The sequence below is a fragment of the Xanthomonas sp. NCPPB 1068 genome, assembly GCF_041479385.2.
In the GTDB taxonomy this organism is placed as follows: domain Bacteria; phylum Pseudomonadota; class Gammaproteobacteria; order Xanthomonadales; family Xanthomonadaceae; genus Xanthomonas; species Xanthomonas cannabis.
Window position 1 is genome coordinate 3181779 of the sequence record NZ_CM192986.1, and the last position, 13471, is coordinate 3195249.

A 13471-nucleotide genomic window follows, 5' to 3' on the forward strand; every position below is an offset into this window, starting at 1 on the left:
GAATCCCAAATCCCGAATCTCCAATCTCCGCTATCGACCAAACCGCTCCTCAAAGAAATCGCCCAGCATGCGGTAGGCACGTTTGGCCGCGCGCGGGTTGTACAGGCAGCCCGGCGGGCTGTTGGCATCGGCTTCGGCAAAGCAATGCACCGCCCCGCTGAAATTGACGAACTGCCAATCGGCGCCGGCGCCATTCATCTCGGTTTCGAACGCCGCAATATCCGCCTTGGTCACGCTCTTGTCGTCGGCGCCATTGAGCACCAGCAGCGGTGTTTTGGCCGAACCGGCAGCGGCAGGAGCGGGCGTGGCGATGCCGCCGTGCAGGCTGACCACGCCGGCCAGCTGCGCGCCGGCGCGGACCAGCTCCAGCACCGTGGTGCCGCCGAAACAGAAGCCCACCGCGCCGATCCGTGACGCGTCCAGCGGCGCCTTGCCGGCCTGCGCCTTGAGCACATCCACCGCCTTGAGCGCACGTGCCTGCAAGGTGGGCCGGTCATCGCGCAGCTTCTTGGCCTGGGCACCGGCTTCGGTGTCGTCCTTGGGGCGGATGCCCTTGCCGTACACGTCGGCCACCAGCACCACGTAATCGTCGCCAGCCAGCTGTTTGGCCTTGGTCACCGCCGAGTCGTTCACGCCGCGCCAGTTGGGCACCATCACCAGGCCGGGGCGCGTGGCAGCGCCGGCATCGTCGTAGACCAGCACGCCGCTAAAGGTGTCCTTGCCGATCTTCCATTCCAGCGGCTTGGCCTGCATCGCCGCCATCGCCGGAAATGTCAACGACGCCAGAACGCCGACCAGACCCACACCGCTCCACGACCATTGCTTGTGCATGCGCTTGCTCCGGGGATTTGCCGCGAGTGTAGGCCCAGCCGCCGTGCAGGCGTGGTCGCGATGCGCGCCGGCAGCGGAATCGCCTGCCCGATCACCGGCTGGTCGTGAACCGGCTAACGGTTCGCGCCGATACCGATGGGCGGGTTGGCCGCAGACACCAGGGCAACGCGCTTCACTGCACACCGCCTGGAAGTGCGCAGGCATGGACTCGCTGACCTCAGTCAGCTGCGCGACGAGTCGGCCGCACTGCCACCTGACCGCAAGCGATGCGGTGGCGCGGGCAGGCGAACAACGTCCTTACTGCACGCCCAGGCCCGGGATCGCGCTGATCGCCGCAGGGTCGAACCCCGCCAGCTGGGCAAAATGCCGGCCACGCGCCACGTAATCGCTGTAGGCGCCGAAGCTGGGCGCGCCGGGCGACAGCAGCACCACGCCGCCCTGCTCGCCCAGTGCATCGCGCGCCAGCTGCATGGCGTGTTCCAGGTCGGCGGCGGCATGCAGGCCGAACCGTCCCGTCCCGGCCAGTGGCGCCAGCAGCGCATGGATGCGCGGGCCATTGGCACCCATGGTGACGATCTCCAGCGGCGCCTGGTGCGCCATGTGCGCGGCAAACTCCTGCCAGTCCAGCCCGCGGTCATGCCCGCCAACCAGCAACGCAACGCGACGCTGCGCAAAACAGGCCAGCGCAGCCAGCGACGCATGCGGGGTGGTGCTGATCGAGTCGTTGACGTAACTGATGCCATCCACACTGCCGAGCAGCTGCAGGCGATTGGGCAACGGACGAAAGCTCCGCGCCGCCGGCGCCAGCGCGGCGGCATCCAGGCCGAGCGCTTCCACCGCAGCCAGCACCGCGCACAGGTTGCGTCGATTGTGCTCGCCGGGCAGCGGCACATCGGCGGTATCGAACACCGCCTGCGCGCCGCGGTAGACCATATCGCCGCGCAGATGCCAGCCATCGGGATGGTTGAACCAGCGCACCTCGCTGTCGGGCAGTTGCAGTCCGCGCAGCAGCGGGTCGGCGGCATTGAGCAACGCGATCCGCGGCCGGCCTTCGGTCACCAGCGACAGCTTGTCGCGCACGTAGCGCGCTTCATCGCCGTGCCAGTCCAGATGTTCGGGAAACAGGTTCAGCACCACCGCCAGTTGCGGACGTGCGCCGCTGCGCCCGACCTCGCCAGTCTGGTAGCTGGACAGTTCGATCGCCCAGTACGCCGGCGGCGGCTGCGGTGCCAGCACTTCCAGCAGGGGTTGGCCGATATTGCCGACCAGGGCGGTGCGATGCCCGGCGCAACGCAGCAGATGCGCCAGCAACGCGGTGGTGGTGCTTTTACCCTTGGTGCCGGTGACGCAGATGGCGCCCGTCACGGCGCCGTCGGCCTGCGCATGTTCGGCAAACCACAGCGCGGTGCCGCCGATGAACTGCGTGCCGTGCGCGGCTGCAGCGGTGAGCGCCTCGGGGCGGTACGGGCTGATTCCCGGCGACTTCACCACGATCTCGAACCGGCCCAACGCCTGCGCGCTGGCGTCGGTCTCCACCTGCAGCGCCGCGTCGGCCAGCGCAGCCAGCTCACGTGCTTCTTCGGTGGTGCAGAACACCGTCAGCGGCTGGGTGGGCAAGGCACTCCGCAGCGCGCGATAGGCGGCGCGCCCCTCGCGCCCCCAACCCCACAACGCAACCGCCCTGCCCTCAAGCTGCGAAATTCGCACGCACGCGCTCCCACAGCGCCGAAGGAATGCGGTGCTCGCCATCGATGGCCATCAACGGCTCCATCTGCAAGGCCTGCGCATCCAGCTGCGGCTGGATCTCACGGATGAAGCGCATCACCAGCGCGTCTTCCTTCCACTCCGCGCGCGTTGCCAGCAGCGCCATCGCCGCACGCGATTCGCGGCCTTCGCCGACGCATTCGAACGGCTTGTGATCCTGGAATTCCAGCAGCGCATCGTAGCCGCCGGCCTGGCTGGCATCGTCGAGCAGGTTGCGCCCGAAGATCTTGACCAGACGCGTCTTGGGCATGAACGGTGCCAGCGCCAGAAAGACGAAATGGCACTTGGGGCACACGCCGCACCAGCGATGCACCGGCCGCTCGCCCATGATGTGGAAGTTGCGGTTGCAGCTGGAAAAATGCGCGTCGTAGTGATCGGTCTTGGCGAACTGCCGCGCCACCGCCAGCTCCGACAACGGTCGCAGCAACGAGTAGTAACGCAGGTCGGCCGCCACGTGCCGTTGCACGTAATCGCCGAAGGCCTGCTCGAACGCCCAGCCCTTGGACCACTGGTGGTTGACCTCGCCGGTGCCGGGAATCTGGCTGCCATAGCTGGCCGAGCGTTCGTTGGAGAACACCACCTGATCCACGCCGGTCAGCAGCGCCGACAGCACCAGGATGGCCGAATTCACCGCGGTCACCGGGATGTGCCCATTCCAGGCGCCCTGGCGATTGAGCTCGAACAATTCCGGCGCCAGCACACGGCCGATGTTGAGCACCGGCAAACCGGTGCGCTCGGCGCAGGCGCGGATCAGTTGCGAGCCGCCGATCCAGCTGACGGTCTGCTCCACGCCGGCGTGGCGCAGGGCCTCGATGCTGACCAGCGAATCCTTGCCGCCACCGATGGCCACCAGCGCATGCTCGCGCAGGCCGAGCGCAGGCGCATCGGCAGGCGCGTGTGCTGCGACCGGGAAATTGATCTTGCCGTGCAGGTTCAGGCCGTTGCGGTAGGCAAACTCGCCCAGGCCATGCAGATAGACGCTTTCCACCAGCGCAGCGGTGCCGGCATCGATGCTGTAGCTGTCGATGGCGATGGCCGGCGGCACCGCGGCCTTGTAGTAACTCACGCCGGCGATCAGGTGCAGCAGCTGCAGCGCCTGCTGCACGGCGGCAGCGCGCGCGCCGTCCAGCACGAACGGTGCGCCCGGCACGGCCACCGTCTCCACCAGCTCCGGGCCCTGGTCGAAGGCATACACCAGCGTCGCCACGCCGGTCTGCGCGTCGAGCGCGCAGCGCACGAAACGGAAAGTGGATACCTGATGTTTGTCGAAAGCGCTCATGGACACCCTGCAAGACCCCGTTGACGGCGTAGATAACGCCGGCACAAGGCATATTCAATCATGGAAAACGGCACCGCCGCCCACAGCAACGGCAGGCAGCCGATCAGGAACAACAGCAGCATCACGTCCGCACGGATCGCCTTCGCATCGCCGGTGACCAGCAGCGCGACCAGCAAGTACAGCAGCAATGCCGGCAGATAGCCGAGTGCGCTCAACAGCACCGTGCGCAGCGCCATGCCACCGGCGTGCTGCGCCAGCGAGCGGTCCTGGCGGCGTCGCTGCCAGCGCGCCGCACCCCACGCACCGAGGCCGGCAGCGAGCAATGCAGGCAGCAGCCACTTCAGGCTGTCGGTCCACGGCGCCGGCTGCCCGGCCATGTCGATGGCGGTGGAAAACACCATCGCCACACCACCGGCCAGCGTGCTGAGCGCCACGAACTCAGCCAGCGGGCGCATCGATCACCTCTTCGCGCGGCAATTCGCGCTGGTTGTAGGTGCTGGCCATCGAATAGCCGTACGCACCGGCGTCGGCCACCAGCACCACATCGCCCGGCGCGGTGGCCGCCGGCAGACGGCGGCGCTTGCCGAACACATCCGACGATTCGCAGATCGGCCCGACGATATCGAAGCTGCCATCGGCCGGCGCATGGAGCCGGCTGAGGTTTTCGATGTCGTGCCAGGCGTCGTACAACGCCGGGCGGATCAAGGTATTCATGCCCGCATCCAGGCCCACGCGCTGCACGCCGTCCTTTTCGATCACCTGGGTCACCTGCGCCAGCAACACGCCGGCCTCGGCCACCAGGTAACGGCCCGGCTCGATCGCCAGGCGATAGCCCGGATGCACGGCCTTGACCTCGGCCAGGCCCCTGGCCCACACCTCCAGGTCGAACGGCTCGTCCTCGGCGCTGTACGGAATCGGCAGACCACCGCCGATATCGATGGTTTCCACGGTGCCGATGCGCCGTGCAAAACCGGCCAGTTCGTCGTACATCATCCGCCAGTGCTCGCCGGTTTCCACGCCACTGCCCAGGTGCGCGTGCACGCCGGTGATGGTGACCTCCAGCGTGCGCGCCGCCTCCACGAATTCATCCACGCGCGTGGACGACAGGCCGAACTTGGACGCCTTGCCGCCGGTATTGACCTTCTCGTGATGGCCATCGCCATGACCCAGGTCGATGCGCAGCCACACGTTGCGGCCGCGAAACGCCTCCGGCCAGTTGCGCAGCGCTTCGACGTTGTCCACGGTCACCGTCACACCCAGCGCGAATGCCGCTTCGTACTCGGCCCTGGGCGCAAAGCTCGGCGTGAACAACACGCGGCGCGGCGACAACTCCGGCAGCGTCTGGAACACACGGCGCAATTCGCCATGCGAGACGCATTCCAGACCGAAACCGGCCTGCTCCAGCGCCATCAGGATGGCCGGATGCGCATTGGCCTTGATCGCGTAATAGCGCTGGTCCACCGCCGCGATCTGCGCCAGCGCCTGCGCCCGCGCACGCACCGTGGGCAGGTGATAGACGTAACGCGGCGTGCCGGCGCTGGACAGCGACAACAGATGCGCGCGCTCGGCATGCCACCACGGCGTGGGGCGCGGACGCACCGAGCCGATGATCTCGCGCCAACGTGGGCCGAACACGTCGCCTTCGCTCACCGGCATCGCGCCGCTGTCGATCAACTCGGCATGCAGGATCGGCAGCAAACCATCGGCATCGGCCTCGTCGATGACGAAGGTCAGGTTCAAGTCGTTGGACGATTGCGAAATCATGTGCACGCGCTCCTGCCCGAACGTGGCCCACACGTCGGACAGCTTGTGCAGCAGCGAACGCATGCCGCGCCCGACCAGGGTGATGGCCGCGCAGGGAACAATGATCTTGACCTTGCAGATCTGCGACAGGTCCGCCGACAACGCCGCCAGCACATCGGTGTTGACCAGGTTCTCCGACGGATCCAGCGACACGGTGACGTTGGTTTCGGCCGAGCCGATCAGGTCCACCGACAGGCCATGCTTCTTGAACAGCGTGAACACATCAGCGAGGAAGCCGACCTGCTGCCACATGCCGATGCCTTCCATCGACACCAGCACGATGCCGTTGCGGCGGCTGATCGCCTTCACGCCCAGCACCGGCTCGGCATTGCCGTCGATGCTGGTGCCGGGCAGATCGGGGCGCTCGGTGTCCAGGATCGCCATCGGCACGCCGGAATCGCGGCAGGGCTTGATCGAGCGCGGATGCAGCACCTTGGCGCCGGTGGTGGCGATTTCCTGCGCTTCGTAATAGTCCAGACGGGTCAGCAGGCGCGCGTCCGGCACTTCCTTTGGATTGGCGCTGAACATACCGGGCACGTCGGTCCAGATTTCAACCCGGCTGGCACCCAGCAACGCGCCGAAGTACGCCGCCGAGGTATCCGAACCGCCGCGCCCCAGAATGGCGGTACCGCCATCTGCGTGCCGCGAAATGAAGCCCTGGGTGATCAGCAAGCGCGTGGGCTGCGCATCGAAGCGCGTGCGCCAATCGGCATCGGACTGCCACTGGCACGACACCGACAGGCGCTTGGACCACTCGCTCTGATTGGGTTGCGGCGGCAGTGCCGACAACCACTGGCGCGCATCCAGCCAGCCCATGTCCAGGCCGCTGGCATGCAGATACGCCGCGCCGATGGTGGAGGACAGCAACTCGCCCTGCCCCAGCACCTCGGCCTGCCAGTCGAGCGTGCGCGCGGCAGCGCGTGCATCGCCCACCAGCGCATGCAACGCGGCCAGACGCTCGCCCAGCACCGCATCGGCGTCGAGCTCCAGCTCGGCCAGGAAGTCGCGATGGCGTTGTTCCAGCGCTGCCACGCGCTGCACGCTGTCGGCGGCGCCATCGGCAATGGCGGTGAGCTCGTTGGTCACGCCCGACAGTGCAGACACCACCACCAGCACGCGGCCGCCGGTTTCGTTCGCCCGTTTGCCCGCCAGTTTTCCAATCGTGTCCCAGCGATGACGACGCGACACCGAGGTGCCGCCGAACTTGAGGACGATCCAACGATCGGTAGTGTGGGGAGCTGACATGGGGTAGGCGTTTAAGATGGGGGAAAAGCCGGTATGCCGGGCGGAACCCCCGATTCTACTGCCAATACCGCCCGCATGACCCCGTGCCTGGTCGCAGTCCGCAGCGCGTTGCATCTTGCGGCAACGGTTTGCGCTGCAACCATCCGCACCTCTTCCCACCACCGAGTCCGCATCGATCATGAGCAAGCATCGCTATCTGCAACTGGACGTCTTCGCAAGCCGCACCGGCGGCGGCAATCCACTGGGCGTGGTGTTCGATGCAGGCACATTGTCCGGCGAACAGATGCAGCAGATCGCCGCATGGCTGAACCTGTCGGAGACGATTTTTTTCGTGCCCGTGAGCGTGCCCGACGCCGACTATCACATCCGTATCTTCACCCCGCGCGCGGAACTGCCGTTTGCCGGCCACCCCAGCGTGGGTGCGGCGTGGGCCGCAGCGACCCATGGACTCACCAGCTACAAGGCCGACGGCCGGCTGCGTCAGCAATGCGCGGCCGGCGTGCTGCCGGTGGATGTATTCGACCGCCACGGCAGCGTGCAGGTGCGACTGCGCGCACCGCGTGCCCGCGTCATCGCAACCGGTGACACCCACGCGGCAGCGCTGCAGGCAGCCGCTGCCGGCCTGCGCACCGCCCCTGACCTGGCAGCGCTCTGGAACAATGGCCCGAACTGGTGGCTGCTGGAACTGGCCGATGCGGCGGCGGTGCGCCAGGCAGTGCCCGATCTTGCCGCCATCACCCGCCTGACCCAGGCCAGCGCCGCCACCGGGCTGGCGATTTACGCGCCCGCAGACGGCGGCGGCGAAGACCTGGTGGTGCGTGCGTTCTGCCCTGGCGATGGCATCCCGGAAGACCCGGTCACCGGCAGCGCCAACGCGTGCATTGCCGCACGCCTGCACGGCGAAAACCGCCTGCCGGGCGCGGGGCTGCACTATGTCGCCAGCCAGGGCCGCGAGGTCGGCCGCGATGGCCGCATCCATATCGAAGTGGACGCTGCAGGCGAGGTCTGGATCGGCGGAACGACCCTGCAGGTGATCGACGGACGCATCGATTGGTAAGCTGCCGCGCCCTGTCCGCGGATCCGCCCTCATGACCACCCGCCGTTTCCTGCAACTGGATGTGTTCTCCGCCCGCCCCGGCAGCGGCAATCCGCTGGCGGTGGTGCTGGATGCGCAGGGCCTGGACGATGTGGCCATGCAGGCGATTGCGCGCTGGACCAAGCTGCCGGAGACCACCTTTGTGTTCCCCGCGGCTGACGCGCACAGCAGCTACCGGCTGCGCATGTTTTCCCCGCACAAGGAGGTGCCGTTCGCCGGCCACCCCAGCGTGGGCACGGCGCATGCAGTGCTCGAGGCCGGCCTGGCCGCGCCCGACGACGGCGTACTGGTGCAGGACGGCATCGCCGGCCAGTTGCCGCTGCGCGTGGAGCAGATCGATGGCCACCGCAGCATCGCCATCCGCACCCCGCGCGCGCGCGTCGCCGAGCAGGTGCAGGCCGATGACCCGCGCCTGCGAGATGCACTGCATGGCTGGTCGTTGGGTGCCCTGCCGCCCGCACTGATGGACGGCGGCCGCACCTGGTGGGTGGTGGAACTGGCCAGCGAGGCCGCGCTGCGCGGCCTGCAGCCGGAGTGGGAGGCGATCGCCGCGTTGGCCGAATCCACCGGCAGCATGGGTGTGTTTGCGTATGCGCGCGCCGCCACCGCCGGTGCCTACGATCTGGCCGTGCGCGCCTTTGTCGGCAACGGCCGGCGTTTTGAAGATGCCGCCTCTGGCGCGGCCAATGCCGTGCTCGCCGCCTGGCTGGACAGCCGCCACGCACTGCCCGGCAAGGACCGCCGCTACGTGGTCAGCCAGGGGCGCGAAATCGGCTTCGATGCCCTGCTGGAACTGCGCATCGACGGCGACGGTGCCGTGTGGTCGGGCGGCCAGGTCCAGACGGTGATTCGCGGCACCCTGGACTGGGCCTGAGCGCGGCCGACGCTGGGCGGGCGACGGAGCCGTGTGCCGCTGCGGCGAGCGTCGCCACGCCGGGAAGAAGGCTCGACGCGTCGCGTTGCACACGATCGCCGCTGCATCGTCCGCAAGCAGACGTGCGAGATTCGACAGGATCGAACGTCGCCTGCGAGGAGGAAGCGGGATCTGCGCTCCCTGGCACCTCGCAGGAATAAAAAAACGCTGCGGTCTCCCGCAGCGTTCTCGCATTCGCCACATCGCACGGCGTCAGTCGGGGCGCACATCCACGCGCACGCGGATCCGGTCGCCCGGGTTGTAATCGCTGCGGGTGTGGTACGTGCGGCCGGCATATTCATAGGTCACGTCATACCCGTCCACGCGCTCGCGGGTGGTGCGGTACGACACCGGCTCGCATACGCTGACATTGCCCTGATAGGTGCGGTGGTTGGCCTCGTAGATCGAACGCCCCGCCGCAACACCGGCCATGGTGCCCACGGCAGTGCCGACCAGGCGACCGTTGCCGCCGCCCACCTGGCTGCCGAGCACCGCACCGGCAATACCGCCGATCACGCTGGCGACGCCGCGGTTGGACGCATTCGGCCCGCCGTAGCTACCGCCATCGCGGTAGTAGCCGTCATTGCTGGTGTAGTAGCCGTCGGACGGCCGGTTGTAGCAGCGTTCGCTGCTGCGTTCGTTATAGGAATCGGACACGATGATCGGGTCCACGCGCACCACGCGCGCGTATTCGTAACGACCGTCCTCGTAGCCGCCGCGATAGGTGTCGCGGTAGCCGCTGTCGTAGCGCTGCGCTGTGGCGTTGCCCGCCACGGCCAGACCCATTACCAGAGCACCAAGCACAAGAGTTTTCATTGCGGCAGCTTCACAGGGAGGACACGCTGCCGATGCTCGGCCTGCTGCGGTGAAACCGCCCTGAACCGACCCGGGTGGCGAAAGCCCTATTCAGGTCGCCGCCAGCTGCGTGCGCCGGCACGTCGTACCGGCGCCGCGCAGCCTGCTGCCGGTCAGTTGGAAAACTCGCTTTCCAGGCTGATCGGCACCGCACTCAACGCCTTGGAAACCGGGCAATTCTTCTTGGCGGTATCGGCCAGCTCGCGGAACTTGGCTTCGTCGATGCCCGGTACCACGGCAGTGAGCTTGAGGCGGATCTGCGACAGCTGCGGGCCGCCTTCCATCGACAGGTCGACGTCGGCGCGGGTATCCAGCGAGGTGGGCGGAAAGCCCGCTTCGGTCAGCTGCGCCGACAGTGCCATGGTGAAACACCCGGCATGCGCTGCGGCGATGAGCTCTTCCGGGTTGGTGCCCTTCTCGTCACCGAAGCGGCTGCTGAAGGCATAGCGGGTGTTGTCCATCAAGCCGCTCTGCGGCGTGCTGAGCTGGCCCTTGCCGGTCTTGAGGTCGCCTTCCCAGTGAGCGGTGGCGTGACGCGAAATACCCATTGCGGTCTCCTGCGATGAAAGGGACCGCCACGATAGGCGAGCGGGTGTTATGGCGTGGTGCTCGCATTCGGGATTCGGGATTCGGGATTCGGGAATCGGGAATCGGGAATCGGGAATCGGGAATCGGGAATCGTAAGAGCGGACTGCGGAGCGCACTTGGTGGCAAGACTCTGTCTGTTTGCCATGACGACTTCACACGCCGGACGCGACCGCGCTGGCTGGCGGCCGCGTTGCCGGTAACGCTTAACCGAGCAGGGTTTCCAATACCGCCATGCGGACGGCGACGCCGTTGGCGACCTGGCGCAGCACGCACGATTGCGCGCCGTCGGCGACGTCGTCGGTGATTTCGACGCCGCGGTTGATCGGGCCCGGGTGCAGCACGGCAGCATCGCGGCCGGCGCGCGCCAGGCGCTCGCGGGTCAGGCCGTATTGGCTGTGGTAGTGCTCAAGCGATGGCACCAGGCCCTCTTCCATGCGCTCGCGCTGCAGGCGCAGCATCATCAGCGCATCGGCGCCTTCGAGCATGGCATCGAAATCCTGACCAACCACGCAGCCGTCCAGCATGTCGTCATCGGGCAACAGGCTGGCCGGGCCGCACACGCGGATCTCGCCGGCGCCCAGGGTGCGCAGTGCATGCAGGTCCGAGCGCGCCACGCGCGAATGCTTCACATCGCCGACGATGACCACCTTGAGCTTGGAAAAGTCGGTGCCCTTGGCCTGGCGTAGGGTGAGCATGTCGAGCAGGCCCTGGGTGGGGTGCGCGCTGCGGCCGTCGCCGGCGTTGATCAATGCAGTTCCCTCGCCCGCCGCGGCGGCCAGCGCTTCCACCGCGCCATCGTCAGGGTGGCGCACCACAAACCCGCGCACGCCCATCGCCTCGAGATTCTTCAAGGTGTCGCGCGCGGTCTCGCCCTTGCGGGTGGAGGACGTGGACGCATCGAAGTTGAGCACGTCCGCGCCCAGCCGCTGTGCAGCGAGATGGAACGAGCTGCGCGTGCGCGTGGACGGTTCGAAAAACAGGGTGCATACCGCCGTGCCGGCCAGCACGCTGCGCTTGCCGACGCGGCCGACCGCGGCATCGCGGATCTGACCTGCGCGGTCGAGCAGTTGCAGCAATGTCGCGCGCGGCAGTCCTTCCAGGGTGAGCAGGTGACGCAGGCGTCCGTCCGAATCGAGTTGCATGATGGTCATCGCAGGTCGGGAATCAAGGGAGAAGAGTGGCTTGGTCAGGCGCGGCCAACCAGCGTTCGACGATCACGGCGGCGGCCATGGCATCCAGCGCCTCGGCATCGCGGCGGCGCTTGCGCCCGTCGGCACGTTCGCGGGCGAACCGCTGCGCGGCTTCGACCGAGCTGGAGCGTTCGTCGATCAGCACGACCGGCAGCGCGTAGCGCTCGCGCAATTCGCGGGCGAAGGCATGCGCCCGCTTGCGTGCAGGCTGGTCCTTGTCGTCCAGCGTGAGCGGGTCGCCAACCACCAGACCGTCGGGCCGCCATTCCTTGTGCACGCGATCCAGCGCCGCCCAGTCCGGGCCGCTGGCATGCACCTGGACGACGGCGACCGCGCGCGCACCGGCGCCGAGCGCGGTACCGACCGCCACGCCAATCCGGCGCGACCCTACGTCGAAGCCCAGCACCGTGCCATCGGGGCGGATGGTGCCCGCCTCAGGCATGCCCGGAGTAATCCGTCAGCCGGAACAGGTCCACGCCGATGCGACCGGCCGCGGTCTGCCAGCGATCCTCCAGTGCAGTGGCGAACAGCACGTTGGCGTCCGACGGCGCGGTGAGCCAGCTGTTCTCGCCCAGTTCGAACTCCAGCTGCCCCGCGCCCCACCCTGCGCAGCCCAGCGCCACCAGCGCATTGCGCGGGCCTTCGCCGGCCGCCATCGCTTCGAGGATGTCCCGCGAGGTGGTCAGGAACACGCCCTGCCCCACTTCCAGGCTGGAATCCCATTCGCGCGCGTCGTCGTGGATGACAAACCCGCGCTCCGGGTGCACCGGGCCGCCACTGAGCACGATCTGCTCGCACAGCTGCGCATCTTCGGTCGCGATGCCCATCTGCGACAGCACCTCGCCCAGGGTGTACTCGGAGGGGCGGTTGACCAGCACCCCCATCGCGCCGTTTTCGTCGTGCTGACAGATCAGCGCGACGCTGCGCGAAAAGGTAGGGTCCGACAGCGCCGGAAGCGCGATCAGCAGTTGGTTGGCAAGCGGCGTGGGAACAACGGACATGCCCGCATTCTAGCCGTTCGCTCCGCCGCGCGCAGAGCCGCTGCCATACTTGGCCCCGGACGTGACCCCGGAGCGCGAATGCAGACCACACCTACCGCCAGTTGCTGCCCCGCGGGCAGGCGCCCGCCGCGCCAGGCCCGCATGCTCAGCGTGACCGCGCGCCTCCCTGCAGTGAACGCCAGCCGTCGCGGTGCAACCGGGCCGCTGGCGGGCCAACGGCGTCGCCCGCTGCCGGCACGGGCCCCCGCTGCCGAAGCGGTCCACGCGCGGCCGCGCTCCGGCCTGCGCGCGCGCCCACGGGCAACCATATGAGCGGCTACTGCAGCATCGCCCCGGGCCATCCGGTGCACGGCCATTACCACGACCACGAATACGGCTTTCCACAACGCGACGAGCGCGAGCTGTTCGAGCGCCTGGTGCTGGAAATCAACCAGGCCGGTCTGAGCTGGGAGACCATCCTGCGCAAGCGCCGCAATTTCCAGCGGGCCTATGCCGGCTTCGACGTAGATACGGTCGCGGCCTATGGCGAGGCGGACATCGCTCGCCTGATGAACGATGCCGGCATCATCCGCAATCGTCTGAAGATCCTGGCAGCCATCCACAACGCCCAGGTCATCCAGACGCTGCGCCGCACGCATGGCAGCTTTGCACAATGGCTGGATGCACAGCATCCGCTCGACAAGCCGGCCTGGGTCAAATTGTTCAAGAAGACTTTCCGGTTTACCGGTGGCGAAATCACCGGCGAATTCCTGATGAGCCTGGGTTACCTGCCCGGCGCGCATCACCCCGATTGCCCGGTGTTTGCACAGATCCAGGCGCTGTCGCCGCCATGGGCGCAGACGCCCTCACCCGCGCGCACGGTCCAGCGCGGCTAGACGCCTCCTCCACGGCACAGACGAAATGCTG

The 13471-nt window shown here is 67.7% G+C and carries 13 protein-coding genes; 3 read left to right on the forward strand and 10 right to left on the reverse strand.

What is annotated here, in order from left to right; all coding sequences use genetic code 11:
- Positions 1-30 precede the first annotated feature (30 nt).
- The 5 genes from ACCQ12_RS13485 to ACCQ12_RS13505 all read right to left on the reverse strand — a co-directional run bounded on the left by ACCQ12_RS13485 (position 31) and on the right by ACCQ12_RS13505 (position 6922).
- Positions 31-831: a dienelactone hydrolase family protein gene (locus ACCQ12_RS13485; RefSeq protein ID WP_146093176.1), complete on the reverse strand. Its 801-nt coding sequence runs from the start codon at positions 829-831 to the stop codon at positions 31-33.
- Between the two features lie 297 nt (positions 832-1128).
- Positions 1129-2538: a UDP-N-acetylmuramoyl-L-alanine--D-glutamate ligase gene (gene murD / locus ACCQ12_RS13490; protein WP_166745307.1), complete on the reverse strand. Its 1410-nt coding sequence runs from the start codon at positions 2536-2538 to the stop codon at positions 1129-1131.
- Entirely contained in the window at positions 2519-3874 is a 1356-nt protein-coding gene (gene murL / locus ACCQ12_RS13495) for a UDP-N-acetyl-alpha-D-muramoyl-L-alanyl-L-glutamate epimerase (RefSeq protein WP_184438975.1), read from the reverse strand. The genes murD and murL overlap by 20 nt, the downstream gene beginning before the upstream one ends.
- Positions 3871-4329, reverse strand: coding sequence for a hypothetical protein (locus ACCQ12_RS13500; RefSeq protein WP_184374930.1), 459 nt, complete (start codon positions 4327-4329; stop codon positions 3871-3873). Before ACCQ12_RS13500 ends, murL begins: the two co-directional genes overlap by 4 nt.
- Positions 4313-6922: a bifunctional aspartate kinase/diaminopimelate decarboxylase gene (locus ACCQ12_RS13505; RefSeq protein ID WP_372381959.1), complete on the reverse strand. Its 2610-nt coding sequence runs from the start codon at positions 6920-6922 to the stop codon at positions 4313-4315. The genes ACCQ12_RS13500 and ACCQ12_RS13505 overlap by 17 nt, the downstream gene beginning before the upstream one ends.
- A 178-nt stretch (positions 6923-7100) precedes the next feature.
- Here ACCQ12_RS13505 and ACCQ12_RS13510 point away from each other — a divergent pair, with 178 nt between their 5' ends.
- Together ACCQ12_RS13510 and ACCQ12_RS13515 are read left to right on the forward strand one after the other, a co-directional pair.
- On the forward strand, positions 7101-7979 hold the full coding sequence (locus ACCQ12_RS13510) for a PhzF family phenazine biosynthesis protein (RefSeq protein ID WP_372381960.1): 879 nt from the start codon (positions 7101-7103) through the stop codon (positions 7977-7979).
- A 31-nt stretch (positions 7980-8010) separates the two neighbouring features.
- Positions 8011-8892, forward strand: coding sequence for a PhzF family phenazine biosynthesis protein (locus ACCQ12_RS13515; protein WP_184438967.1), 882 nt, complete (start codon positions 8011-8013; stop codon positions 8890-8892).
- Between the two features lie 252 nt (positions 8893-9144).
- Here ACCQ12_RS13515 and ACCQ12_RS13520 read toward each other — a convergent pair whose 3' ends face one another.
- The 5 genes from ACCQ12_RS13520 to ACCQ12_RS13540 form a co-directional block, all read right to left on the reverse strand.
- Complete coding sequence (locus tag ACCQ12_RS13520) at positions 9145-9747, reverse strand: glycine zipper 2TM domain-containing protein (RefSeq protein WP_047693774.1); 603 nt, start codon at positions 9745-9747, stop codon at positions 9145-9147.
- 152 nt (positions 9748-9899) lie between these two features.
- Positions 9900-10334 (reverse strand): OsmC family protein, encoded by a 435-nt coding sequence (locus ACCQ12_RS13525; protein ID WP_039404806.1) that lies wholly within the window; start codon positions 10332-10334, stop codon positions 9900-9902.
- Between the two features lie 243 nt (positions 10335-10577).
- Positions 10578-11525, reverse strand: coding sequence for an aspartate carbamoyltransferase catalytic subunit (locus ACCQ12_RS13530; RefSeq protein ID WP_372381961.1), 948 nt, complete (start codon positions 11523-11525; stop codon positions 10578-10580).
- Between the two features lie 13 nt (positions 11526-11538).
- Entirely contained in the window at positions 11539-12006 is a 468-nt protein-coding gene (gene ruvX / locus ACCQ12_RS13535) for a Holliday junction resolvase RuvX (protein WP_039404802.1), read from the reverse strand.
- A complete protein-coding gene (locus ACCQ12_RS13540) occupies positions 11999-12565 on the reverse strand; it encodes a YqgE/AlgH family protein (RefSeq protein WP_039404799.1) in 567 nt (188 codons plus the stop codon). The genes ruvX and ACCQ12_RS13540 overlap by 8 nt, the downstream gene beginning before the upstream one ends.
- Before the next feature lie 308 nt (positions 12566-12873).
- Between ACCQ12_RS13540 and ACCQ12_RS13545 the strand changes: the two genes are divergently transcribed.
- Complete coding sequence (locus tag ACCQ12_RS13545; RefSeq protein WP_372381962.1) at positions 12874-13440, forward strand: DNA-3-methyladenine glycosylase I; 567 nt, start codon at positions 12874-12876, stop codon at positions 13438-13440.
- Positions 13441-13471 lie beyond the last annotated feature (31 nt).

Bases quoted from the DNA above. Each gene is read 5' to 3' on its own strand.
- ACCQ12_RS13540 (WP_039404799.1), bottom strand. From the start codon at position 12,565: ATGTCCGTTGTTCCCACGCCGCTTGCCAACCAACTGCTGATCGCGCTT.
- ACCQ12_RS13525 (WP_039404806.1), bottom strand. From the start codon at position 10,334: ATGGGTATTTCGCGTCACGCCACCGCTCACTGGGAAGGCGACCTCAAG.
- ACCQ12_RS13505 (WP_372381959.1), bottom strand. From the start codon at position 6,922: ATGTCAGCTCCCCACACTACCGATCGTTGGATCGTCCTCAAGTTCGGC.
- ACCQ12_RS13515 (WP_184438967.1), top strand. From the start codon at position 8,011: ATGACCACCCGCCGTTTCCTGCAACTGGATGTGTTCTCCGCCCGCCCC.
- ACCQ12_RS13545 (WP_372381962.1), top strand. From the start codon at position 12,874: ATGAGCGGCTACTGCAGCATCGCCCCGGGCCATCCGGTGCACGGCCAT.
- ACCQ12_RS13500 (WP_184374930.1), bottom strand. From the start codon at position 4,329: ATGCGCCCGCTGGCTGAGTTCGTGGCGCTCAGCACGCTGGCCGGTGGT.
- ACCQ12_RS13530 (WP_372381961.1), bottom strand. From the start codon at position 11,525: ATGACCATCATGCAACTCGATTCGGACGGACGCCTGCGTCACCTGCTC.
- ruvX (WP_039404802.1), bottom strand. From the start codon at position 12,006: ATGCCTGAGGCGGGCACCATCCGCCCCGATGGCACGGTGCTGGGCTTC.
- murL (WP_184438975.1), bottom strand. From the start codon at position 3,874: ATGAGCGCTTTCGACAAACATCAGGTATCCACTTTCCGTTTCGTGCGC.
- ACCQ12_RS13485 (WP_146093176.1), bottom strand. From the start codon at position 831: ATGCACAAGCAATGGTCGTGGAGCGGTGTGGGTCTGGTCGGCGTTCTG.
- ACCQ12_RS13520 (WP_047693774.1), bottom strand. From the start codon at position 9,747: ATGAAAACTCTTGTGCTTGGTGCTCTGGTAATGGGTCTGGCCGTGGCG.
- ACCQ12_RS13510 (WP_372381960.1), top strand. From the start codon at position 7,101: ATGAGCAAGCATCGCTATCTGCAACTGGACGTCTTCGCAAGCCGCACC.